Source organism: Rahnella ecdela, assembly GCF_019049625.1.
Taxonomy (GTDB): Bacteria; Pseudomonadota; Gammaproteobacteria; order Enterobacterales; family Enterobacteriaceae; genus Rahnella; species Rahnella ecdela.
On the sequence record NZ_JAFMOY010000106.1, the window covers coordinates 22570 to 47915 of the forward strand.

At 54.9% G+C, this 25346-nt stretch carries 22 protein-coding genes; 17 read left to right on the forward strand and 5 right to left on the reverse strand.

Annotation, left to right across the window (positions count from 1 at the left end; genetic code table 11):
• Positions 1-81: 81 nt before the first annotated feature.
• On the forward strand, positions 82-1734 hold the full coding sequence (gene flgK, locus J1784_RS03115; protein ID WP_217147969.1) for a flagellar hook-associated protein FlgK: 1653 nt from the start codon (positions 82-84) through the stop codon (positions 1732-1734).
• 27 nt (positions 1735-1761) lie between these two features.
• Entirely contained in the window at positions 1762-2724 is a 963-nt protein-coding gene (gene flgL, locus J1784_RS03120; protein ID WP_217147970.1) for a flagellar hook-associated protein FlgL, read from the forward strand.
• A 312-nt stretch (positions 2725-3036) separates the two neighbouring features.
• Here flgL and J1784_RS03125 read toward each other — a convergent pair whose 3' ends face one another.
• Both J1784_RS03125 and J1784_RS03130 read right to left on the reverse strand, forming a co-directional pair.
• Complete coding sequence (locus J1784_RS03125; protein ID WP_217147971.1) at positions 3037-3732, reverse strand: CidB/LrgB family autolysis modulator; 696 nt, start codon at positions 3730-3732, stop codon at positions 3037-3039.
• Entirely contained in the window at positions 3725-4129 is a 405-nt protein-coding gene (locus J1784_RS03130) for a CidA/LrgA family protein (RefSeq protein ID WP_217147972.1), read from the reverse strand. The genes J1784_RS03125 and J1784_RS03130 overlap by 8 nt, the downstream gene beginning before the upstream one ends.
• Before the next feature lie 374 nt (positions 4130-4503).
• Between J1784_RS03130 and J1784_RS03135 the strand changes: the two genes are divergently transcribed.
• The 15 genes from J1784_RS03135 (at position 4504) to J1784_RS03205 (ending at position 21999) form a co-directional block, all read left to right on the forward strand.
• Entirely contained in the window at positions 4504-6072 is a 1569-nt protein-coding gene (locus J1784_RS03135) for an ABC transporter substrate-binding protein (RefSeq protein ID WP_217147973.1), read from the forward strand.
• Positions 6072-7124 (forward strand): ABC transporter permease, encoded by a 1053-nt coding sequence (locus J1784_RS03140; protein WP_217147974.1) that lies wholly within the window; start codon positions 6072-6074, stop codon positions 7122-7124. The genes J1784_RS03135 and J1784_RS03140 overlap by 1 nt, the downstream gene beginning before the upstream one ends.
• 21 nt (positions 7125-7145) lie before the next feature.
• Positions 7146-8009: an ABC transporter permease gene (locus J1784_RS03145; protein WP_217147989.1), complete on the forward strand. Its 864-nt coding sequence runs from the start codon at positions 7146-7148 to the stop codon at positions 8007-8009.
• Positions 7999-8868, forward strand: coding sequence for an ABC transporter ATP-binding protein (locus J1784_RS03150; protein ID WP_217147975.1), 870 nt, complete (start codon positions 7999-8001; stop codon positions 8866-8868). The genes J1784_RS03145 and J1784_RS03150 overlap by 11 nt, the downstream gene beginning before the upstream one ends.
• Positions 8861-9538, forward strand: coding sequence for an ABC transporter ATP-binding protein (locus J1784_RS03155; protein WP_217147976.1), 678 nt, complete (start codon positions 8861-8863; stop codon positions 9536-9538). Before J1784_RS03150 ends, J1784_RS03155 begins: the two co-directional genes overlap by 8 nt.
• A gap of 858 nt (positions 9539-10396) precedes the next feature.
• Positions 10397-11464: a porin gene (locus tag J1784_RS03160; protein ID WP_274387302.1), complete on the forward strand. Its 1068-nt coding sequence runs from the start codon at positions 10397-10399 to the stop codon at positions 11462-11464.
• A 271-nt stretch (positions 11465-11735) separates the two neighbouring features.
• Positions 11736-12746, forward strand: coding sequence for an N-acetyltransferase DgcN (gene dgcN / locus J1784_RS03165; RefSeq protein WP_217147977.1), 1011 nt, complete (start codon positions 11736-11738; stop codon positions 12744-12746).
• Entirely contained in the window at positions 12746-13711 is a 966-nt protein-coding gene (gene dgcA / locus J1784_RS03170) for an N-acetyl-D-Glu racemase DgcA (RefSeq protein WP_217147978.1), read from the forward strand. Before dgcN ends, dgcA begins: the two co-directional genes overlap by 1 nt.
• A 30-nt stretch (positions 13712-13741) precedes the next feature.
• Positions 13742-15610: an ABC transporter ATP-binding protein gene (locus J1784_RS03175; protein ID WP_217147979.1), complete on the forward strand. Its 1869-nt coding sequence runs from the start codon at positions 13742-13744 to the stop codon at positions 15608-15610.
• Between the two features lie 36 nt (positions 15611-15646).
• Positions 15647-17191 carry a glutathione ABC transporter substrate-binding protein gene (locus tag J1784_RS03180; RefSeq protein ID WP_217147980.1) on the forward strand — a complete coding sequence of 515 codons (1545 nt, stop codon included), beginning with the start codon at positions 15647-15649 and terminating at the stop codon, positions 17189-17191.
• A gap of 124 nt (positions 17192-17315) precedes the next feature.
• Complete coding sequence (locus tag J1784_RS03185) at positions 17316-18236, forward strand: ABC transporter permease subunit (RefSeq protein ID WP_217147981.1); 921 nt, start codon at positions 17316-17318, stop codon at positions 18234-18236.
• A 9-nt stretch (positions 18237-18245) separates the two neighbouring features.
• A complete protein-coding gene (locus J1784_RS03190; RefSeq protein ID WP_217147982.1) occupies positions 18246-19157 on the forward strand; it encodes an ABC transporter permease subunit in 912 nt (303 codons plus the stop codon).
• Between the two features lie 34 nt (positions 19158-19191).
• Positions 19192-20271, forward strand: a complete 1080-nt coding sequence (locus tag J1784_RS03195; RefSeq protein WP_217147983.1) for a DmpA family aminopeptidase — start codon at positions 19192-19194, stop codon at positions 20269-20271.
• Complete coding sequence (locus J1784_RS03200) at positions 20271-21092, forward strand: M55 family metallopeptidase (protein ID WP_217147991.1); 822 nt, start codon at positions 20271-20273, stop codon at positions 21090-21092. The genes J1784_RS03195 and J1784_RS03200 overlap by 1 nt, the downstream gene beginning before the upstream one ends.
• A gap of 7 nt (positions 21093-21099) precedes the next feature.
• Entirely contained in the window at positions 21100-21999 is a 900-nt protein-coding gene (locus J1784_RS03205) for a LysR family transcriptional regulator (RefSeq protein ID WP_217147984.1), read from the forward strand.
• A gap of 569 nt (positions 22000-22568) precedes the next feature.
• On the opposite strand, the gene J1784_RS03210 is transcribed toward J1784_RS03205, so the two are convergent.
• The 3 genes from J1784_RS03210 to J1784_RS03220 form a co-directional block, all read right to left on the reverse strand.
• Positions 22569-23657, reverse strand: coding sequence for an iron-containing alcohol dehydrogenase family protein (locus J1784_RS03210; RefSeq protein ID WP_217147985.1), 1089 nt, complete (start codon positions 23655-23657; stop codon positions 22569-22571).
• 64 nt (positions 23658-23721) lie between these two features.
• Entirely contained in the window at positions 23722-24576 is an 855-nt protein-coding gene (locus tag J1784_RS03215; RefSeq protein WP_217147986.1) for a MurR/RpiR family transcriptional regulator, read from the reverse strand.
• Between the two features lie 3 nt (positions 24577-24579).
• Positions 24580-25346, reverse strand: a 767-nt coding sequence (locus J1784_RS03220; RefSeq protein ID WP_217147987.1) for an MFS transporter, incomplete at its 5' end; no start/stop codon positions are given.

Sequence of the window (25346 nt, forward strand, 5' to 3'; positions counted from 1 at the left end):
ATGGGAAAAGGGGAAAGCCCCGATTCAGTTCCCTTAATTACACGGTGGTAAAAAAGGTCACCGGCAGACAAAAGGTCACTCATGTCCAGTAGCTTAATTAATACCGCAATGAGCGGACTGAACGCAGCGCAGGCAGCGCTCAGTACCACCGGGAACAACATCGCTAACGTCAGTGTGGCCGGTTATAACCGCCAGACGACGCTTATTACTCAGAGCAATGGCACTACAACCTCCGCTGGTTATATCGGTAACGGTGTGACCGTGACCGGCGTGAATCGTGAATACAATTCCTTTGTGGTGACCCAGTTGCTTGGCGCCAGCGCCACCGGCAGCGCGCTTTCCACACAGCTTGATCAGGCAAGTTCGATTGATGACCTGCTGGGCGACAGCTCGACCGGCATTGATGCGACTATGGCTACATTCTTTAAGGGCCTGCAAACGCTGACCAGCAATGCCAGCGACAGCTCAACGCGTCAGGCGGTATTGGGTGAAGCGCAGGGCTTAACCGCGCAGTTCAACAGTTCCTCCAAATACCTCAACGACATGAATACCGCAGTGAACCAGCAGGTTTCGCAGAGCGTGGATCAGATCAACACCTATGCGGCGCAGATTGCCAAGCTGAATACTCAAATTACTACCACCCGTGGCAGTACCGGTCAGGAACCTAACGCTTTGCTCGATCAGCGTGACCAGCTGGTCAGCCAGCTGAACGATATCACCGGTGTGACTGTGACCAAGCAGGATGGCGATACCTATAACGTCTCCTTCGCCAACGGCATGCCACTGGTCAGTGGCGGAACATCTAAAACTGTTGTAGCTATGGCATCCAGCGCTGATCCGTCGAAAATGACGGTAGGCATGACTCAGCCAGATGGCACAGTGACAGAAATTCAGGAAAGCCGCCTTACTACCGGTTCTCTCGGCGGTACGCTCTCTTTCCGTAAAGACAACCTGGAACCGGCTATCAATCAGTTGGGCCAACTGGCGTTGACGCTGGCCGACAGCTTCAACAGCACTAACAAAGCCGGTTTTGACCTCAACGGTGACGCAGGGACAGATTTCTTCTCTTATACCGGCGCAACCACCGTAGGTAACACCAAAAACACCGGCACCGCCGATGTCAGTGTGGCGTACAAAGACACCACAGCGGTGAAAGCCAGTGATTACACCATGGCGTATAACGGCACCAGCTGGGATGTGACCCGCGCTTCTGATGGCGCAAAAATCACGCCAACGGCTGGTACTGACAGCAGCGGCAATCCGACCATGGAATTCGACGGATTATCGGTTTCTGTTTCCGGTACGCCATCGGCCAACGACAGCTTTACCATCAAAACCGTCAGCAACGTGGCGGGAAGCATGGGTGTGGCTATCACCGATTCTTCACTGATTGCCGCTGCCAGTGCAGCCGACAGCGGTGTGAGTGATAACACCAACGCGCAAAAATTACTGAATTTGCAAACCGCCAAACTGGTGGAAGGCAAGTCCACGCTGTCCGGCGCTTACGCCAGCCTGGTAAGCAACGTCGGTAACCAGGTAGATACGCTGAGCACCATCAATACTGCGCAAAGCAATATCGTGACGCAACTGACTTCGCAGCAACAGTCTATTTCCGGGGTTAACCTCGATGAGGAATACGGCGATCTGCAACGTTACCAGCAATATTATCTGGCTAACGCGCAGGTGGTGCAAACGGCATCCACCATTTTTGACGCCATTATTAATCTTCGCTGATCTTTGAACTGATAAGGAACTGATGCCATGCGCCTTAGTACCAATATGATTTACCAACAGAATATGGATGCGGTGCTGGATGGTCAGAACCGTTTCCAGGCGACCGGCCTGCAGCTATCCACTGGCTCTAAAGTAAATAAGCCTTCTGATGATCCGCTGGCTGCCTCTCAGGCCGTACTGGTGCGTCAGGCTACAGCGCAAAACAGTCAGTATTCGGTAGCGCGTACTTTTGCTAATCAAAACATGAGTCAGGAAGAATCGATTCTTTCCAGTGTAACATCCACGATACAAGATGCGCAGACACTGATCGTTCAGGCCGGGAACGGGACGTTAAGTGATGATGACCGTTCTTCTTTAGCGACCAAACTGGAAAGCCTGAAATCTCAACTGGTCAACCTGGCGAACAGCACCGACGGTAACGGGCGCTATATTTTTGCCGGTTACAAGAGTGATACCGCGCCTTATACACAGGATCCGACTACCGGTGCAGTGACTTATTCCGGTGGTGATACGGCAATTACTCAGCAGGTTGATGCCAGCCGTACCATGACTATCAACCACACCGGCAATCAGATTTTTGATTCCTTAACCGGTGATGCGAAGAAAGAGCCAAACGGTTCTTCTGGCGAAACCGACATCTTCAAGACCATCGACGGCGCGCTGACTGCGCTGAAAACGCCTTCAGCGGATTATACCTCTGACTCCGAATACACCGACGCGATCGATAAAGCCAACCGTGGCCTGAGCAACTCACTTAACAACGTATTGTCTGTGCGCTCAGAGTTGGGGACTCAGCTGAGCGAGTTGGATAATCTTGATACGATCGGCGCAAACCGTGACGTAACAAACGCCAGTAAACTAAGTGATTTAGTCGATACGGAATGGACATCAGCGATTTCGACTTACACGCTGCAACAGGTTGCACTCCAGGCGTCCTACAAAACCTACAGCTCCATGCAGGGTATGTCGCTGTTCCAGATGAACTCGTAATCCCTCCGGCGCGCCAGCATCGCGCGCCCGTTTGACCCTCTTCGTTATCTGCTGCCAGTCCGTCAAAAGCGGGCGGGCAGGCATTTTTCTGACCGTACTTAAACCGGGTACTCTCAGTTTTGTATGTTGTCTTTCTAAGGTTTGGCGACATACATCTTTTTCCTTCCTCGTCCTGTTTCGAATTATCTCTGCGTTGGCTGCATCCGCTCGCCCGAATCACTGACTTATTGTCAGCTCATCGGGACTTACAGACTTGCCGCCTTGATATAATCCGAAACAGCTAGAGGAAGCCGTGCCTTCTATTTTTCCCGACTAATGAGCAAACAGAGCGAGTAATACGGGGAACAGGAACGGGGCGAGTAGGGAGGTGATGATCCCGCAGATGACCAGCGCCAGCGAGCTGAAGGCGCCTTCCTGATAATCCATTTCTGCGCAGCGGGCAGTGCCGAGGGCGTGGGATGCGGTGCCCATTGCCAGGCCGCGTGAGGCTTTGGTGGTGATTTTCAGGATGTTCAGAATGGTGTGACCGAAAACGGCACCAAGAATGCCGACGAAAATCACGCAGACGGCGCTGATGGCCGGAATACCATTAATCGACTGGGCGGTCGCCATCGCAATCGGCGTGGTGACGGATTTCGGTAATACTGAAGCGGCAATCTGCGGAGTGGCCCCCATCCATAATGCAATCGCGGTGCCGGTGGTCATCGCCACGATGCTGCCGATAAAGCAGATGCTGATGATTGATTTCCAGCGGGCGCGGATCTGATGCAGCTGTTCGTACAGCGGAAATGCCAGCGCCACTACGGCAGGTTGCAGTAAATCATTGAGGATTTTACTGCCGGCGAAATAGCGGGCGTACGGAATATTGGTCACCAGCAGCAGCGGGATAATCACCACCATCGACATCAGTAACGGATTCAGCAGCGGCATTTTGAGTTTGACCGCCAGTTTGCGGGTGGCGAAAAACACCAGCAGGGTCAGCGGCAGCGACCACAAAATATCAATCATTTTCTTTCTCCGCTTTGTCTGCCACCGCACCACGTTCGCCGTGGATATAGTGGGAACAATACGCGACAACCAGTAGTACAATAATCGTACTGACCAGACAGGACACCACCAGCGGGCCTAACTGTGTCCGCAACTGCTCGTAATAATTCATCACCCCTACGCCGATAGGCACAAACAACAGCGCCATATAGCGGATCAGCACGTTACAGCCGGGTTTTACCCATTTGAACGGCAGAATTTGCGTGGAAAGCAGGCCGAATAAAATCAGCATGCCGATAATGCTGCCCGGGATAGTCAGCGGCAGAAGAGATGAAATCGCATTCCCGGCGAATAAACACAGATAAATCAGAATAAATGCCCGGATATATTGGAATGCCAGAGAAGTTGCGTTGCTCATGGTGTTTCACCCAGTTGAATGATGCATTCATCATACAATTAAGATATGATCTGCGCCACATAACTCAGTATGAAATTTAGGAATGAAGTGTATGCCATAAAGGCAGGGTTTGGCTGCTGAAATTGCAGGAATTGCCCGTATAATCAGGCGCAGATTGCCGCCGGGGCAGCGTTCATCGCTTTACACGTTTCAGCCACCGTTTGTTCAGTAACAATGCCCCGCCAGAGCCCGTCCTGCGGCTTTAATAACCAATCAGATAACGTTATGCAAAATTCGCATAACGATAGTATTTATCAGACTTTCTGCTCTTAATAAGAAACTTTACACTCAACAAAACTTTAGCAATTTCGCTACTTTGTGGAGAGTCTGACCTGATGAAAGCTTTATTACCGTCCGTCCTGCTTACGGCTATTGCGGCTACTTTCGCGGTTCAGGCCGCCACGCCGCCGGACACACTGGTCATCGCCCAGTCCATTGATGACACCTCCAGCTTTGACCCGGCGCAGGGTTTTGAGCTGACCACGGTCCAGGCTTTTAACAACATTTATCAGCGTTTGGTGCAGTCAGATCCGAATAACCCGATCGATTTAAAACCGACGCTGGCGACCTCCTGGGAAGCGGGCAAAGATAACCGCAGCCTGACTTTCACACTGTCACCGAAAGCCGTGTTTGCCAGCGCCAATCCGCTGACCGCCGACGACGTGATTTTCTCGCTGTCACGCGTGGTAAAGCTTAACCTCGAGCCTTCATTCATTCTGACCCAGCTGGGCTGGACAGATAAAAACGTCGATACCTTCCTGACCAAAATCGACGATCAACATGTGAAAGTCAGCTGGACTGCTGATGTCAGCCCCTCCTTCGTGCTGAGCCTGTTGTCTGCACCGGTTTCCTCGATTGTTGACAGCAAACTGGTAAAAACCAATGCGACGGCTGACGACCTCGGTCACCAGTGGCTGAGCAATCATTCTGCCGGTTCCGGTCCGTATCAGATCCGCAACTATATTCCGCATGAAGTGGTGATCCTCTCCGCCAACCCGACGTCTCCCGAAGGCGCGCCGAAGCTGAAAACTATCCTGATTAAAAACGTACCGGATCCGGCTGCGCGCCGTCTGCTGATTGAGCAGGGCGATGCGGATATGGCGCGTAACCTTGGTTCCGACCAGATGGCGGCGCTCGAAGGCAAGAAAGGCGTTAAACCGCTGGCTGTGCCTTATGCCTCGTTGTATTTCATGCAGTTCAATGCCAAGGCCTCTCCGGCGCTGGGAAATCCGGCCTTCTGGGAAGCGGCGCGTTATCTGTTCGATTACAACCACATTGCGCATGACCTGATGAAAAACCAGTTCCAGGTGCATCAGGCCTTCCTGCCGGAAGGTTATCTGGGCGCGCTGAACGACACGCCATACACTTATGACCCGGCGAAAGCCAAAGCGATTCTGGCCAAAGCCGGACTGACCAACGTCAGCTTCACGCTGTCTACCGCCAACCAGCCACCGTATCTGGACATCGCGCAGGCGTTGCAGGCCAGCTTTGCGCAGGGCGGTGTGACGGTAAAACTGGATCCGGGTTTAAGCTCGCAGATTTCTACCAAAATTAAGGCGCATGAATACGATGCGTATATGTCTTCATGGGGCCCGGATTACTTTGACCCAAACACCAATGCTTCCGCGTTTGCGTTCAATCCGGAAGACGGCAGCAAAACGCTGGCATGGCGTGCCAACTGGTCAATTCCTGCGCTCAATAAACTGACGCTGGCGGCGATTGCCGAGCCGGATCAGGCCAAACGCGTGGCGGATTACCGTCAGCTGCAACTTGAAGTACAGAAAAACTCACCGTTTGTGATCGGCTTACAGGCCAAAAGCCTGATCGCCGTGCGCGACAACATCAAGGGCTACGTGCAGGGCATCAACCCTGACATGGTCTTCTACAGCAAGGTCACCAAGTAATGACAGACAGTTCAACGCCCGCCGGATTCGTCCGGCAGGGTTGGCGCTGGTCGGGCCGTTTGCTGACCGGCGTGATTTCGCTGGCGCTGACATTGCTCGGCCTGCTGGCGTTCACTTTTACGCTTTCCCATCTTGCTCCGATTGACCCAACGCTTCAGGTGGCGGGCGATCACGCCAGTGAAGCCACATATGCACAGGTGCGTCGCGATTTAGGTCTCGACCAGTCGATGCCGGTACAGTTCGCCCGCTATCTGGAGAGTCTGGCGCACGGCGATATGGGGATTTCCCGTATTACCGCGCAGCCTGTCGCCAGCGATTTGATGCGCACATTCCCGGCAACCGTCGAACTGGCCACCTGCGCCATTCTGCTGGGCGGAACGCTGGGTATTTTGCTGGCGCTGCTGGCGGTATGGAAACCGGGCAGCTGGCTGGATAACGTCGCGAGAATGGTGTCGCTGCTCGGGTATTCCGTGCCGATATTCTGGCTGAGCCTGCTCGGTCTGTTGCTGTTTTACGCCGTGCTGCACTGGGCGGGCGGGCCGGGGCGACTCGACGACTTATATATGTACACCATGACACCGCGAACCGGATTTGTGCTTATTGATACCTGGCTTTCCGGCGATCGCGACATGTTTTACAACGCCATCAGTCATTTGTGGCTGCCGGTCACCGTGCTGGCAATGTTGTCGATGGCGGGGATCACCCGTCTGCTGCGCGCCTCTATGCTCGGTGAAATGAACAAAGAATACGTGATTCTGGCGCGTTCCAAAGGCGCGGGCAGGGTGCGGGTTTTGCTGTGCCACGTTTTCCCGAATGTGCTCGGGACGCTGATCACCGTACTTTCGCTCTCCTACGCCAGCCTGCTCGAAGGCGCGGTACTGACCGAAACGGTGTTTGCCTGGCCGGGCGTCGGACGTTATCTGACCACTGCGCTGTTTGCGGCGGATACTCCGGCAATTCTTGGCGCGACGCTGCTGATCGGTACCTGTTTCGTGCTGCTCAACGCGCTGGCCGACGCCCTTACTTATTTGCTCGATCCGCGGACCCGGTAGTTTTCGCTTATGACACAACAAATGATCCCTGAACAACCTGCGCAGGTCGAAGTTGAGACTAACGTCTGGAAGCCTGCGCGCCGCATTACCACGCTGAGCGTCGGGCTGGTGCTGGTCGCCATTCTGGTGCTGACCGCACTGCTTGCGCCTTTGTTAGCACCTTTCGACCCGAATATTCAGCACATCGAACTGCGCTTATTGCCGCCGTCGCACACGCACTGGCTGGGCACCGACGGTTTTGGCCGTGACCTGCTTTCCCGCGTGATTTACGGCGCGCGTCCGACGCTGCTGCTGGTGTCGCTGATCCTGGTGCTGACCATTCCGGTGGGGCTGCTGATCGGCATCAGCGCCGGTTATATCGGCGGCTGGTTCGAGCGAGTTCTGATGCGCCTGACTGACATCGTGATGTCATTACCCAGTCTGGTGATGGCGCTGGCGCTGGTCGCAATCCTCGGCCCCGGCCTGATGAACGGTGCGCTGGCACTTGCGTTTACCAGCTGGCCGCCGTTTGCACGTCAGGCCAGGGCGGAAACGCTGGCGCTGCGCCGCAGTGACTACCTCGCCGCAGCGCGTATGCAGGGCATTGGCGGATTACGCCTGATGTTCGGCCACATTCTGCCGCTGTGTTTGCCAAGCGCTGTGGTGCGTGCGGCACTCAGCCTGGGTGGTATCATTCTGGCCTCTGCCGGTCTGGGTTTTCTCGGCATGGGGATTCAGCCGCCGACCGCCGAATGGGGCTCGATGGTTGCCGAAGGCAGTAAAGTGATTTTCGACCAGTGGTGGGTCGCCGCCGCTCCGGGCGGGGCTATCCTCTTCGCCAGTCTGGCGTTCAACCTGCTGGGCGATGGCCTGCGTGACAAAATGGATCCACGACATGGCAACTGACATTTTGCACAACGACAAACTTGTCGCGAAAGATCTCACTATTTATCTGCCGGGCGAACGTCCGCTGGAACTGGTGAAATCGCTGTCCCTCAGCGTCGGACAGGAACGTGTGGCGCTGGTCGGTGAATCCGGTTCCGGCAAATCCCTGACCGCCCGTGCGCTGATGGGGCTGCTGCCGCATCCGTGCCAGCTGCGCGCATCACAGCTGACGCTGGGCGATAACGATCTGACCACCTTAAAAGAACGTGAATGGAATAAGCTGCGCGGAAATCGCGTCTCAATGGTGATGCAGGATCCGAAACATGCGCTGAATCCGACACAAAAAATCGGCAAGCAGGTTGAAGAACCGCTGCGCCTGCATACGCGTCTGGGGCGAAAAGAACGTCAGGAGAAGGTCGCCGACATGCTGAATGCCGTCGGTTTACCCAATCCGGCATTTCTGCAACAGCAATATCCGCATCAGCTTTCCGGCGGCATGGGCCAGCGCGTGATGCTGGCGATTGCGCTGATCAACGATCCTCAGTGGCTGATTGCTGATGAACCCACGTCGGCTCTGGATTTTGACATGCGCGAACAGGTGCTGGGTTTAATCGAGCGTCTGGTCGAACAGCGCAATATGGGGCTGATCCTGATCAGCCACGACCTGCAACAGGTGGCGCACTATTGCGAGCGCGTGCTGGTAATGTACAAAGGCGAGCTGCTTGATGAGTTGCCTGCGGATCAGCTGGCGCACGCCACGCACCCGTATACCCATACGTTGTGGTCGTGCAGACCAAGTAAATTTACCCACGGCGAACGCCTGCCGGTGCTGGATCGCGCGCTGCTGGCCTCTTTAAAACAGGAGCCGCGCCATGAGTGAGATTGTCGCTGAACTGAACCAGCTGAACGTGTCGCACCGGCAGGGCGTTGAAGTCCGCACGGTGGTGCATAACGTCAACCTGACCATCAATAAAGGCGAGTGCTTCGGACTGGTAGGGCCGTCGGGTTGCGGTAAATCCTCTCTTTTGTGGGTGCTGGCGGGGCTGAACGGTCACTGGGATGGCAGCCTGACGCTGCTTGACCACAAGGTAAAACCCGGCAAGCCGTTTACCGGCAGCCTGCGGCGTGACGTGCAGATGGTGTTTCAGGACCCGTATGCGTCGCTTCACCCGAAACACAAGCTGCTGCGCACGCTGGCAGAGCCGCTGAAAATCCTGAAAGAGCAGGACATCGAACAAAAGATTGCGGAGGGATTCCATCAGGTCGGGCTGGATCCGGCACTGATGCACCGCTATCCGCATCAGCTATCCGGCGGCCAGCGTCAGCGCGTGGCGATTGTCCGGGCGCTGCTGCTCAAACCTAAGTTGTTACTGCTTGATGAACCGACGTCTGCGCTCGATATGTCGGTGCAGGCAGAAATCCTTAACTTGCTTAACGACCTTAAGGCCAGCAGTGACCTGACAATGATTCTGGTCAGCCATGATGCCGACGTGATCGACCATATGTGCGACAGAGCCGTACACATGGCAAAGGGTTATGTTCTGAGTTAATTCTCGGCGCTGAGCCACGCTGCGCTTTTACTGCAAATCCTCCGCTATGACGGCCTGTTTTACAGGCCGTTTCTTTTTAAGCGACTCCCCGGCTTTCTCCGCAGATCTTCACATCAATTTGGCTGTCGGACAGCGTGATTTTTGCGCGTTTTTATCTGATTGAATCAATATTCCCCATTCCAGTATTCCAATACATGAATAACAGCATTAAAACTTATTGCCTGTTTTGAATAAAAATCAGTCAATGCGGGCAAATAATAAATGGACTATTTCGTTCAATTTAATCACTACTGAAATTAATATTTCATTTAAATCGATTTTATTTTCATCTTCTTTTTTTAATAAAAGTCCTAGCCTGACAAAATTGAGTAGTACAAAAAACTTATGGCTGCTTTTTCTATTAATTAGATAATGAACTTCACATCAAAATAATTACTCTGCTATGCACTATTTAAATGCAATGCCTTTTCAGATCGCACGAATTCCTTAACGATTGTTAAGGGAAAAAAACCTTTTGATAAAGGTGATCCCGCTTGCAACTACTTTACAAAATGATAAACAATTTGCACTTAATTAGTGCGCTGCACTATGGTGGTGCAAAATGTTATGCGAAAACCGCATATAATCAGGGATTTAGCGGCTTATGATAGAAATATATTGTTACAACTCTTTACGTGAAAATGACTTATTGAGGCGAACTTTTCCATTTTAACTTTTCGTGCTCAGTGTTAAGGTTCAAATCGTTTTACAGACAGACGCATTTAAAAACATGTACAAATACTCACAGCCCGATATTTCAGTCCTATAAAAGAACGGGCATGAGCAATCCTTTATAAAAAAATCAAGGAAACTTAAATAATGATGAAGCGCAGTGTGTTGGCCTTAGCGGTCTCTTTAATTGCAGTGGGTTCTACCGCGAATGCAGCTGAGATTTATAATAAAGACGGTAACAAACTGGACCTGTACGGTCGCGTAACCGCTAAGCATTATTTCTCCGATGACACAGGTTCTGACGGCGACATGACTTATGCGCGTCTGGGCTTTAAAGGCGAAACTCAAATTAACGACACATTGACCGGTTATGGTCAGTGGGAATACAACATTCAGGCTAACCACGCAGAATCTCAGGGCGACCTGGGTAACAAAACCCGTCTGGGCTTTGCGGGTCTGAAAGTGAAAGATTTTGGTTCTATCGATTACGGCCGTAACTACGGTGTGGTTTACGACGCACTGGGCTTCACCGATATGCTGCCAGAGTTTGGTGGTGATACCGCTAACTCCGACAACTACATGGTGGGTCGTTCTAACGGTCTGGCGACTTACCGTAACCAGGACTTCTTCGGTCTGGTCACTGGCTTGAACATCGCTCTGCAATACCAGGGTAAAAACGAGAACGACGGTCGTACTGCGACTAAAGCGAACGGCGACGGTTACGGCGCATCCATCGATTATGAAGATATCGCAGGTTCCGGCATCGGTGCTGTTGTCGCGGGTTCTTCATCTGACCGTACTAACGCACAAACCAACTCCGCTATCGGCGGCGGTGATAAAGCGTCTGCATGGGCAACCGCTCTGAAATACGACGCTAACCAGATTTATCTGTCTGCAATGTATAACGAAACACGTAACCTGGCGCCAATCCCAGGCGGCTTCGCTAACAAAACTCAGGGTTATGAGTTAGTTGCACAGTACCAGTTCGAAAACGGCCTGCGTCCTTCTATCGGTTACGTACAGTCTAAAGCGAAAGATGTTGAAGGCGTTGGCGATGCTGACCTGGTTAAATACTTTGAAGTTGGTGCGACTTACTACTTCAACAAAAACATGTACACCTATGTTGACTACATGATCAACCAGATCGATGACAACAACAAACTGGGCGTAAGCTCTGACGACATCGTTGCTGTTGCACTGACTTACCGCTTCTAAGTTAGTGAACCAAATTATTACCCCATTCTGTGTCTGAAAAAGGTAATCGCAAAGGCAGAGTTCATTGGCTCTGCCTTTTTTTGTGCCTGTCATTTACCCCTCGTTTTCCCCGTTCCTGTTATCCAATAACCACAATAAATTCATGCAGCTAGCCCTATAGCCTTACGTTATACCCCGAAGCTAAACAAGTATTCGTCAGCCGCTTTCTCCCGTGGAATATTCATTGGGTCTTATTAAAACCCATTAAAAAAAGAATCCCGGAGAAACAGACATGCAGCAAATTCCAAAGCCGTATCTTTTATTCCTAGGTGATGTGATGGATCCGCTGGCCGCGAAAACCGCGCGCGGCATCCACGTATGGCGTCCTGAAGCCTGCGTCGGGCAAATCCGTCTGGCAACCGATTCGGTGTCTCTGGGATTACCAGAACTCGACATCGAAACGGCCAAAGCGCAGGGTGCGAAAACCATGGTTCTGGGTACGGCGAACTCCGGCGGTAAATTACCCAAACACTGGCTGGATTCGATCAAAACGGCGATCCGCGCCGGGCTTAACGTCGCCAACGGCTTGCATCAGGGATTGAATGACATTCCTGAACTGGTTGAACTGGCCAGAGAACATCACGTTGAACTGTTTGACGTGCGCCATATGCAGCCGGAACTCGACACCGGCACCGGTAAAAAGCGCAGCGGCAAACGTATTCTGACCGTCGGTACCGACTGCTCGGTCGGCAAAATGTACACCTCGCTGGCGCTGGAAGCCGCGATGCGCGAACTGGATCTGAACGCTGATTTCCGCGCAACCGGACAGACAGGCGTGCTGGTGGCCGGTGCCGGTATCGCCATTGATGCGGTGATTGCTGATTTTATTTCCGGCGCCGTCGAAGCGCTTTCTCCGGCCAATGACGACGATCACTGGGACATCATTGAAGGTCAGGGCTCGCTGTATCACCCGTCTTTTGCCGGTGTCAGCATGGGGCTTATCCACGGGGCGCAGGCACATTTATTGGTGATGTGTCATGAACTTGGCCGCCCGCATATGCGTCATCTGCCGCATCAGTTTATGCCGACGCTGCGCCAGTGCCTCGACACCAATCTGGCGGCGGCCAGCCTGACCAGCCCGGATGTCAGAATCGCCGGTTTCTCGCTGAATACGTCGGCTGTCAGTGAAGAAGAAGCAAAAATAGCGCTGGCTGAAATCAGTGAAGAATTCGGCGTGCCCGCCACCGACCCGGTGCGTTTTGGCATCAAAAATATCGCGCAATGGATTAAGGACAACGGCTGATGATCCAGATGACTTTCCAGTCCGTCGAACTGCCGCTGGCAAAGCCGTTTGCGATTTCCCGTGGTACGCGCACTGCCGTTACGGTGATGCGCGTTTCCCTGACCGACGGCGAATTTACCTCTGTCGGAGAATGCACGCCGACCGCCCGCTATCAGGAATCGCCGCAAAGCGTGTGCGAACAACTTGAGCTTATCCGCCCGCAGGTGGAACAGGGGCTGAGCCGCGAAGCATTACAGCAGGCGTTACCGATGGGGTCAGCGCGTAATGCCCTCGATTGTGCAATGTGGCGTCTCGATGCGGCAAAAAAGGGCAAAGACCTGTGGCAACTGCTTGATATGCCAAAGCCTGTTTCTGTGATTACCGCTGAAACCCTGAGCCTCGATTCACTGGAAAACATGGCGAAAGCGGCAGAAGTGGCGGTTGCCGGTGGCGCGAAGTTGCTGAAAATCAAACTCGACCGTGAGCAGATTATCGAGAAGGTGGCGGCTATCCGCGCCGCTGCACCGCACGCCACGCTGATGGTGGACGCGAACGAAGCCTGGTCAGGTTTAGATCTCGGCAGTTTGTTCGAGGCATTGCATGAATTTAACGTGGCGATGATCGAACAGCCACTTCCTGCCGGTAGTGACAAAGATCTGGTGCGTTGTTTGCATCCCATTCCTGTCTGCGCCGACGAAAGCTGTCATGAACGTGCTGATATCGAAGGGCTGCGGGATCGTTACGAGATGATCAACATCAAGCTCGACAAATGCGGTGGCCTGACCGAAGCACTGGCGATGACCGATGTGGCGCGACAGTTTGGTTTGCGGATTATGTTCGGCTGCATGCTCGGTTCTTCCATTGCGATGGAAGCGGCGCTGCCGGTTGCGGTGCAGGCCGAGCGCGTCGATCTCGACGGGCCAATCTGGCTGGCGCAGGACGCCGAACCGGCATTGCGCTATGAAAACGGTGAAGTCTGGCTTTAACAGTTCAGCATATAAAGGAGGCGTTTATTGATGACAGTGCCCATTTTGCAGATTAACGATTTGTCGGTCACCTTCTCTGGCCGGCAAGGCAAAACGCAGGCGCTGAAAGGCGTTTCCTTCTCTATTAATAAAGGTGAAGTGGTGGCGGTGGTCGGCGAAAGCGGATCCGGTAAGTCCGTCACTTCCCTGAGTGTGATGGGGTTGCTGCCCGACTCGGCGCACATTGATGCAGGCAGTATCGAATTTTTTGGCCGCAACGGCACGCGTCATGCGCTGACTTCGCTGTCGGCAGAATCGCGCCGTAAACTGCGCGGTCAGGAAATGTCGATGATCTTCCAGGAGCCGATGACCTCCCTCAATCCGGTGCTGCGCGTGGGCGATCAGCTTACCGAAGGGCTGCTGGATCACGGTATGGCGAACAAAGCCACGGCACTGAACAAAGCCCGCGAATTGCTGAAACAGGTACGTATTCCTGACGTTGAACGTATTCTCAAATGTTACCCACACGAACTTTCCGGCGGCATGCGTCAGCGCGTGATGATTGCGCAGGCGCTGTCTTGTGACCCGGCGTTGCTGATTGCCGACGAACCGACAACCGCGCTGGATGTCACTGTGCAGGCACGCATTCTGCAAATTCTGCGCGACCTGCAACAGGGCACTGACATGTCGGTTCTGTTCATCACGCACGATATGGGCGTGGTGGCGGAAATCGCTGACCGCGTGGTGGTGATGTATCAGGGTAAAGTGGTGGAGCAGGGCAGTGTGACGGAGATTTTCGCCAACGCGCAGCATCCTTATACTCGCGCGTTGCTGGCCGCCGTACCAAAACTGGGCGACATGCAAGGGCTGAAATGGCCGCGCCGGTTCCCGCTGTTAGCCGCCAAAACCGGTCAAAACATTTCGCCAGAAAAGCAATCGATTGCAGGTGATCTGCCTCACATTCCGCCAGCGGAAGACGATCAGAAAACCGCGAATTACGCTGCGCCGCCGCTGCTGGATGTGCGCGGATTGCGCGTCTGTTATCCGATCCGCTCCGGCGTCTTATCCCGCGTGACCAAAGAAGTTCACGCCGTCGAACAAATCGACTTCTCAATATGGCCGGGCGAAACGCTGGCGCTGGTCGGTGAGAGCGGTTGCGGCAAATCCACCACCGGCCGCGCCATCCTGCGGCTGGTCGGCAGCGAATCGGAAAGCATTCATCTCGAAGGCAAGGAAATCACCCTGATGCGCGATACCCCGTTTCAGGCGGTGCGCCGCCAGATCCAGATGGTGTTTCAGGATCCCTACGCCTCGCTCAATCCGCGCCTGACTGTCGGGTTTTCCATTGCCGAACCGTTATTACTGCACGGCCTGAAAAAATCGCTGGCCGATGCCACGCCGGTGGTGAATCAGCTGCTGAAAAGTGTCGGACTGGAACCATCCCACGCGCGGCGTTATCCGCACGAGTTCTCCGGCGGTCAGCGTCAGCGCATTGCCATTGCCCGCGCGATGGCGTTACAGCCACAGGTGATAATTGCCGACGAAGCTGTGTCCGCGCTGGATGTGTCCATTCAGGCGCAGGTGGTCAATCTGATGATGGATTTACAGCGTGATACCGGCGTCGCGTGGTTGTTTATTTCGCACGACATGGCGGTGGTAGAGCGTATCGCCAACCGCGTGGCGGTGATGTACAGCGGGCAAATTGTGGAGATCGGTCCGCGCGATGCTGTGTTCAGTAATCCTCAACACCCCTACACCCGACGTCTGCTCAGTTCGGTGCCGGTGGCGGATCCGACGCAGCGCGCGTTGCGTAATTTTGATGATGTGGAAGTGAAATCGCCGGTGCATCCGGCGGGTGTACAGATAGAAAAACTCAAATATTCCCGCGTCAGTGAACATCACTGGGTCGCACAGGGATAACTCACCTTTCTTTTTTGGGACACACTGGAGAACACCATGCATTCGACTGTATTGCGTAAGAGCCTGCTTGCCGCCGGACTGGCGCTTTGTTTTGCAGCGTCGGCTCAGGCCAAAGATCTGCGGATTTCCATGTATGCCGATGTGACCGGTTTCGACCCGCACGACACCACAGATACACTGAGCTACTCCATTCAGAGCGGCATTTTTGAACGCCTGTTCCAGTTCGATAGCAAAATGGCCGTTGTGCCGGTGCTGGCGACGGATTACACCAGCAACAGCGACGCCACCGAATTCACCATTAACCTGCGCCACGACGTGACCTTCCAGGACGGTACGCCGTTTAACGCAGACGCGGTAAAAGTTAACCTCGATCGTCTGGCTAATCCGGCCAATCACCTGAAACGTAACTCGCTGTTCAGCATGATCAAATCCGTGGAAGCCGTCAGCCCGTATCAGGTGAAAATCACCCTGAATAAACCGTTTGGCGCGATGATCAACACCCTGGCGCATCCGTCGGCGGTGATGCACAGCCCGGCCTCCCTGAAGCAGTATCCGAACGAACAGGATCTGAGTGTGCATCCGGTCGGTACCGGTCCGTTTAAGTTTGTCGAATGGCAGCAGGGTAAAGACGTCAAACTGGTGAAATACGACAACTACTGGCAGAAAGGCTGGCCGAAAGTCGACTCCGTGACGCTGTACCCGACGCCGGAAGACTCCACGCAGGTGGCGAAACTGAAATCCGGCGGCGTGGACGCAGTGTATCCGTTGCCCTCTGATCTGGTGGAAACCGTGAAAAGCGATCCGAAGCTGGATATCGCACAGGATCCGGGCATTTATCTCTATTACATCGCCTTCAATACGCAGAAAAAAGAGTTCTCGGATGTGCGCGTCCGTCAGGCGATCAACTACGCCATCGACCGCAATCTGTGGCTGAAAGTCGGTTTCGCCGGTATGGGCTCGCCGTCTACGTCGCCGCTGCCTAAAAACGTCCAGTTCTATCAGAAACAAACCACGCCGGATTACAGCTATAACATCGCCAAAGCTAAAGAGCTGATGAAAGAAGCCGGTTATGAGAAGGGCTTTGACGTTGAAATGTGGAGCTCGAACAAAACAGACCGTATCCGCAGCGCGCAGTTCCTCAAGCAGCAACTTTCCCTGATTGGTGTGCGCGTGAAACTGGTGCCGATGGATGCCGGTACTCTGACCCAGCGTCTGTGGAGCACACCGAAACCGGCGGATGCGAAAGTAGAAATGTATTACGGCGCATGGTCGGCCTCGACCGGTGATGCAGACTGGGCGCTGCGTCCGCTGTTCGCCACCGAATCCTGGATCCCGTCGGCCTACAACGTTTCTTATTACAGCAACAAACAGGTCGATGCGGCGATCACCGCCGGTCTGCAAACGGCTGACGTTGATAAACGCAAAGCGGCCTACGCCGATGCGCAGAAACTATTGTGGGCGGATGCACCGATGGCGTATCTCGGCGTGCCGGACAACCTGGTGGGCAAAAGCAAAGAGCTTTCCGGCGTCTACATGCTCGCCGACGGCTCGCTGATCTTTAATCAGGCACAGTTTAAATAAGAGTGGATCGTGTTAACTCCTCCCCTTCGCAGGGGAGGAGCAAAGGCAAAAACCAATGTATGTTGCGGTTTACTCCGTCCTCCTTCGCAGGGGATGGAGGATACCGAATTCAGGAAACCCTTTTATGCTGACCTATTTTATCCGCCGGATACTGGAAATGATCCCCGTTTTACTGGTGGTGTCATTGCTGGTTTTCGGCTTTATCAAGCTGCTGCCGGGTGACCCTGCGCGTATTTACGCCGGACAGGATGCGCCGATTGAGGCGGTTGAGTCAGCGCGGCAACTGCTTGGCCTGAACGATCCGCTGCCTGCGCAGTACTGGCACTGGCTGGACGGCATGGTTCATGGCGATCTGGGTACGACTTACCGCACGCGTCAGCCGGTGTTAAGTGTCATTGAAAGCGGTTTTATGCCGACGCTGCTGCTGGCGCTGGCCGGTTTCGCGTGGTCGGTGGTACTCGGGCTGGTGATTGGCGTCGTTTCAGCGCTCAAACGCGGAAAATGGCAGGACTGGACGCTGATGAGCATGGCGGTCGGCGGGATTTCTATGCCACCGTTCTGGCTCGGGTTGCTGCTTATCCAGTTTGTCGCCATGCCGTTCGGGATATTCGCCGTCAGTGGTTTTAATTCGCCTGCGGACATTATCTTACCGGCCATCACCTTGGGGTCTTCGGTGGCAGCGGTGATGGCGCGTTTCACCCGCTCGGCATTTCTCGACGTGGCGCAGGAAGATTATGTACGTACCGCCAATGCCAAAGGATTACGCGCGCGGCTGGTGACGTGGAAACACATCATGCGCAATGCGCTGATCCCGATTATTACCATGCTCGGTTTACAGTTTGGATTTCTGCTTGGCGGCTCGATTATTGTCGAAAGCGTATTCAGCTGGCCGGGGCTGGGCTGGTTATTGATTGAATCGATCAAGACGCAGGATCAGCCGGTCATTCAGGCGCTGGTCATGCTGTTCGTGTTTGAATTTATCCTGATAAATCTGCTGGTTGATCTGCTTTACGCGGTGGTCAATCCGGCTATCCGTCTGCGTTAGGAGCTGCTCATGACCGATCCTGTTTCTGTGCTGGAAGAAACCACACCGGCTGCGGTAGCCTCGCAAAACGATGATATCCGTTCGCCGTGGTACGACTTTTTCCACACTTTTATCCGACATCCGATGGCGCTGGTTTCCGGCGGATTTATTCTTCTGCTGGTGCTTGTCGCGATATTCGCACCGTGGCTGGCACCTTTTGATCCGATGACGCCGGACTGGATGGCGCTAGGCGTCGGCCCTACGCCGCAGCACTGGTTCGGCACCGACGATTTAGGGCGTGACGTTCTCAGTCGTATCATTTATGGCGCACGGATTTCTCTCTACGTTGGCATTTTCTCGGTCACTCTCGGCATGATTGCGGGCGTGTTGCTTGGGCTGCTGGCCGGATATTATGGCCGCTGGCTGGACATGCTGATCATGCGCGGATCGGATGTCTTATTCGCTTTTCCGGGCATGTTGCTGGCGATTGCGGTAGTGGCCATTCTCGGGCCTGGGCTGAATAACGTGATTATCGCCGTCGCGGTATTCAGCGTGCCGGTATTTGCCCGCATCGTGCGCGCCGCCACGTTGTCGATTAAACAAAGTGCTTACGTCGAAGCGGTTCGCTGCATCGGTGCGCCGGACCGGGTGGTGATTTTGCGCCATATCCTGCCGGGTACACTCTCGAACGTCATCGTCTATTTCACCATGCGAATTGGTACCAGTATTCTGACCGCCGCCAGCCTGAGTTTTATCGGTCTGGGGCCGGAGCCTGACGTGCCGGAATGGGGCAATATTCTGGCGATGAGCCGTAATATGATGATGGCGGGCAAATGGAACGTCAGCGTATTTCCCGGCCTGGCGATATTCCTCACAGTCCTGGCATTTAATCTGCTCGGCGACGCGCTGCGCGACACGCTGGATCCTAAACTGAAAAAGTAATTTCACTGCTTTAACCGACTGAAACGGAATACAGATGCACCCGCAAGAACATGAAGATCAATTTCAGCAGCAGGCGCTGTCGGCTTTGCTGCAACGCTGGCGCAGGTCGCGCCAGATTTTCCGCCCGCGCTTTCCGTGCGGTGCCACTAATTCACTGACGGACGTCGCCGGAATTACCGTCGGCCACAGCACGCTGAACGCCGGTGATATTCAGACTGGCGTCACCGCTATCGTGCCGCCGGGTGACAATCTGTATGAAAACCCGCTGCCGTGCGGCGTGGCGGTGCTAAACGGGTTCGGTAAACCGATGGGGCTTATTCAGGTGATGGAACTGGGCGAACTGCAAACGCCGGTGCTGCTCAGCAATACCTTCGCCACCGGCACGTTATTCAATGCGCTGGTCAAACGCAGCTGCCAGCAGTTCCCGCAAATTGGCCGCCCGGATTCAACCATCAATCCGGTTATTCTTGAGTGCAACGATTTCTATTTAAACGATATTCAGGCGATGGCGGTCAGTGAGGACGACGCACTGACCGCTCTCGACGGCGCGACAAAAACCTTCGCCCGTGGCAGCGTAGGTGCCGGACGTGGCATGAGCTGTTTTGGCCTGAAAGGTGGCATCGGCACGGCGTCGCGCTGGTGCGAAACGCTTAACGCGACACTGGGCGTACTGGTGCTGGCGAATTTTGGCAAACTCTCCGAACTGACCCTCGACGGCGTGCGCGCCGGAGAAGCTATCGCCGAAGTCCAGACGCAACTGGCACCGCAGGTAGACGCGGGATCGATAATTATTGTGATGGCCTGTGACCGTTATCTCGACAGCCGCCAGCTGGGGCGCATCGCGAAACGCGCCGGTGCCGGGTTAGGGCGTCTCGGCAGTTACTGGGGCCACGGTTCAGGGGATATCGCGCTGGCATTTTCCACTCAGCGTGACGGTGTCACGTTGCCGGATGTTGAACTCGAACCTTTGCTGGCGATGGCGGCAGATGCCACAGAACACGCTATTATTGATGCCTTACTGAGTGCCGAAACCGTCTGCGGATTCGACGGACATTACCGGCTGGGATTAAGTGAAGTATTAGATAACCTAGCGAACCACATAGGGAATGAATGATGAAAGTATTTATCTCTGCGGATATTGAAGGCATCGCGGGTGTGATGCGCCCGGAACAATGCAGTCCGGGCAATGCCGATTACGAAGCCGCCCGCGCGCTGATGGAAGGCGAAGTTAACGCCGCCATCGACGGTGCTTTTGCCGGTGGCGCGATGGAAGTCACCGTGGCTGACAGCCACGCGATGATGCAAAACCTGCGTGCCGATAAAATCGACCCGCGCGCCCGTCTGGTGCAGGGTAAACCGCGCGGATTATCAATGGTCGAAGGGCTGCAACAACAGCAATACGATGGTCTGATGTTTGTCGGTTTTCACACCGCCGCGGGCGAAAATGGCGTGCTGGCGCACACCATCAATGGCCGTGCTTTTTACCGCGTTAAACTCAACGGCAACGTCGTGGGCGAAAGCGATTTATACGCCGCCGCCGGTGCGGAACTCAACGTCCCGTTATGGCTGGTCACCGGCGATGATCATCTCGAAACCTGGATCCGCCGCTATTATCCGGAATCCCAATACGTCTGCGTCAAACGCGCGATTTCCGCTAATGCGGCGGAGTCCGACAGCCCGTCGATTGCCTGTGCCAAAATCCGCAAACAGGCGACGATCGCCGTCAGCAAACCTGCACCGCTTACTGCGGGCAGATTCAGCGCGCCGTATCATCTCGAACTGATGACCGCTAAACCGGTACTGGCGGATTTATTCTGCCTGATACCCGGCGTTGAACGTCTTGATGCAGTCACCGTCGGCTATCACAGCCCGACCGTTGCCAACATTATCAGCCTGTTAAGTGCCTTCTCGTACTTAGCGACCACGCAGAAATAGGGCAGGCATGCGTTTACGCCACATCGAAGTGTTTCAGGCGGTATTACAGGCGGGCAGCGTCAGCGGCGCAGCGCGTTTGCTAAACGTGTCACAGCCCAACGTCAGCCGTGTGCTGAATCACGCTGAGCAGCAGCTGGGTTTCACGCTGTTCGACCGCACGCCGCAGGGGTTAATCGTGACGCCGGAAGGGCGGCGGTTAATGCCGGAAGTCGAAGCGCTGTTCAGCCACATTCAGGCGATTGGTGAGCTGGCGGAACAGCTGCGACAGGGCGAAGGCCAGCATGTGCGCATTGGTTCCGCGCACGCGCTGGGGCATAGCGTGATGGCGCCGGTACTGGTGGATTTTCGCCGCCAGACACCCGGCGGTAGCGTCGAACTGGTGACCGGGCACTTCAACACGCTGAGTCAGGATTTGCTGCAATACAAAATGGATTTCGCGCTGGCATTCGGCGAGCAGGTCACGCAGGAACTGATCGCCGAATCGATTTATCAGGGCAATATGGTGGCGCTGCTGCCAAAAGATTCGACCGTTGAAGGGCCGGTCACGCTGGCGTGGTTGTGCGAAAACGACCTGCTGATGTTGCAGCAACAGGATCCGCTGGGGCAGGTGCTTAACCGCGTCCTGCGTGAAAACGGCCTGATGCCGCACTCGGCGTTGTACATTAAAACGTACTCAGTGATCGCCGATATGGTGCTGGCAGGCGGTGGAGTCGGGGTGGTCGATACGTTCACTGCCCGGCGGTATATCGACCAGTTGAAGATTGTACCGGTGGTGGAATCCCTGCCGTTCGAGGTGATTCTGCTGAGCAGGCGGGACCAGCCGGCATCGCAGGCTTCGCTGAGGCTGAGGCAGCTGATAAAACAAAAAGTGGGGGAGTTAAAAGGAGTGCCTTTCGAACCTGTTTAGTTTTTCAAATTCAAATTCAAGGTCGTGGGCGTCGGCCCACACCGACTTGGGGGGCGGCCTATCGCCGCCACCCCCCAAGACCCCCCGGGCTCTTTTACTGCGCGCTAACGCTCGCTGGTTATGTTTCAAGGGCCACAGCGACAGGCTGGTAATCTTGCCGCTGCGCGGTTCCTTCATTTCGGGATTGCAGCCTTTGGTCTGCAACCTCTCATTCAGCAAGTTTTCTGAAACGCCCGCACGATCTTAAATTCAACGGCAGAATGTTTTTCATCTTTTAAAAAGGTTGATTGGCGTGCTCAAAAATGGCACCGAATGAAGGGTTCGAGACCTGGGGCTCGAAACCTGAAATTCGGGGATCGCGAAGCGATGACATTTTGCGCCACTCACTGATGCAACAGGACATGTCCCTTTTGCCCGCGATAGCGCGCAGTTAAAAAAGCGCGGAGTCCAGAGGCCCGCGCGTTACCGGGTCTCTGGTCGGTGTGGGCCGACGCCCACGACCTTGACCTTGAGGCCCGTTTGGGTGGCAACCCAATGTGTTGGCCAGTTTGCACAGCATGCGCAAAAAACTAATTAATCTTTGCCCCGAGCATCTCAACCCTCTCAATCCCCCTCCTGACATCTTCAAATGTAATATCGCCCGGCATGTTCGCCATATCCGGCGTACTCAGACTACGGTCGATGATCACCGCCAGATCCTGCTCTGTCAGGCCTGGCGTGATATGCGCTAACTGCGTCGGTACAGCACTGGCGCGGGCGAGGGCGATGGCGGTCAGTAATTCCTCGTCGCTGCGGTTTTCCAGCGCCAGCAGGCACAGGTTGCCGTAACCGACCAGTAAACCGTGGGCGACGTGGCGGGTTTTCGGGCAGGCGGTGAAACCTTCATATAAGGCGTGGGAAGCGCCGGTGTGTGCGCCGTTACTCATGATGGAAGTCAGTCCAGCATAGAGGAAAATGGCGTCGAGCACCTGTTCGAGGGCGTTGTTGGCTTTACCGTCCTGCACCGCGAAACAGGCGTCAGCGGCGAAGTGTTCGATGAGCGTATAGCAAAGTTCACTGTTGGTGCGGGCGACACCCGCCAGACCGGTGAGCTGATTGAGGTCGCTGATGGCGCGATATTCGTACCATTTTGCCAGCGTATCGCCGATGCCTGCCGACAGCCATTGTAACGGAGCCGTTGCCAGTAAATCGGCGTCGATTACCGCCGCAGTCGGGCCGCAAGGTAAAGGCATCATATCGCGAAATTCACCGTCCTGATGATAACGAAATGCCAGCGACGTCACTGCCGAACAAGTACCGGCAATGCTCGGTAACGTCACCACAGGAATATTGCACTTCACGCCTGCCGCTTTGGCGGTATCCAGAGCCTTGCCGCCGCCGGTGGCGATAATCACTTCCACGCCCTGTGTGCGGAACACGTCGGCCAGCCGGTTGATTTCCTCCTGACAACACACGCCGCCGAAGACTTCACTGCCCAGATAACTGACCATCTGCTGTTCGAGCTGATCGGCGACTTTCGCCTCGACGCTGGCTATGGCGCGTTTGCCGCCGACTAACATTGCCCGCTGACCTAAACGTCCGCACATCGCGCCCAGATGTTTTATGGCGCCGCGTCCGCGCAGGACGCTGGCAGGAAATACCAAACGGTGGGTGAACATGCATGCCCTCATAAACCGAAGTGTTTTAAGAAGTATAGAAGGCACGCAGAGGAACGGAAGAATATCAGCGACGGTGGTGTTGTACCGCGTCGTGGGTTTTACGCAGGGCCTCACGCGCGCCCGGCAGACGCTGTGCGACGCCGATATACAGGCAGTCGATAATCAGTAACTGGCTGGTACGACTGGCCATTGCAGCGGCACGAAAACCCATTTCGCGATTGCTGGTTCGCAACACGACATCGGCTTTTCGCACGAGGGCAGCGCGCCCGTTGGCGGTGATCGCCAGCGTCGTCGCGCCCGCGGCTTTGGCCTGTGAAAGCGCTTCGACGACTCCGGCGGTCTTGCCGGAGTGGGAAATCGCCAGCGCGACATCGCCCGCCGCAAGCTGACAGGCGCTCACCAGACTTTCGTCGGTGCTGCCGTAACTCTGGGCGACAACGCCGATGCGCCGCAGTTTCTGGCAAAAATCTTGCGCCACAAGTCCCGATGCACCGGCACCGTAAATATCAATCCGTCTGGCTTGTGAAAGAACACTGACAGCCTGTTCGAGCGTCGCCGCGCTCAGTAATTGTGTGGTTTCACTCGCCCCTTTCACTTCAAATTCCAGCAGCTTTTGCAGAATTTGTTTCGGCGAATCGTTCTCACCGATATCCGCCGCCAACGGCATGTCGACCGGCATCGGGCTGGACGATTCTGCCGCTAACGCCAGCCGCAGCGCCGGATAGCCGCTGAACCCCAGCCGTTTGCTGGTACGCACCACCGTAGCGGTGCTGGTTTCAGCGTACTTTGCCAGCTCCGTTACGCCCATATTGGCGACGCCCGGCGGGTCGAGGCGGATAATCGTGATGATGCGCTTTTCTGCCGGAGAAAAGCTGCCCTGTAATGCATTCAGGCGCGACTGCAAAGGGGTGTCGCTCATGGGTTATTCGTCCAGATCACGTAAATGGTCGTCTTTGCGCAACGACATCAACGCAAACAGGCTGACCACGCAGGTGGCCACCACGTAATACGCCGGAATATCGAGATTGCCCGTTTCCTTAATCAGCCCGGTGATAATCAGCCCCGCACAGCCGGAGAACACGGCGTTCGACAAGGAATAGGATAATCCGAGCCCGGTATAACGCACGCGGGTCGGGAACATTTCCGCCAGCATCGCCGGACCTGGACCGGCAATCATCCCGATAGTCGCACCGGCAATCAGTACCGCAATGCCTTTCGCCATCAGGCTGCTTTCAGGATTTTGCAGCAGATGCAGGAGCGGGAAACTCAGCACAATGACCGCGAATACGGCAATCATCATGACCTTTTTACGGCCAATTTTATCGCTCAGCCAGCCGGAAGGTAAAATCGCCAGCGCGAACCCGACATTTGCCAGCACGGTCGCCACCAGCGCCTGTAAAAACGTGGCGTGCAGGGACGTTTGCAGATAAGACGGCATCACCACCAGGAAGGTATAACCGCCCGCCGACCAGCCCATCATGCGGCCAATCCCCAGCGCGATGGCTTTGGCGGTGGCAACGGCCGACGCTTTTTCCTCCGCCGTTTTCTGCGCTTTCGGTTCGGCTTTTTTACTGGCGACAAAGTTTGGTGTTTCGTCGAGTTTCAGGCGCAGATACAGCGCCACCAGCCCCATCGGCAGCGCCAGCAGGAACGGAATACGCCATCCCCAGTCTTTCATCTGCGCTTGCG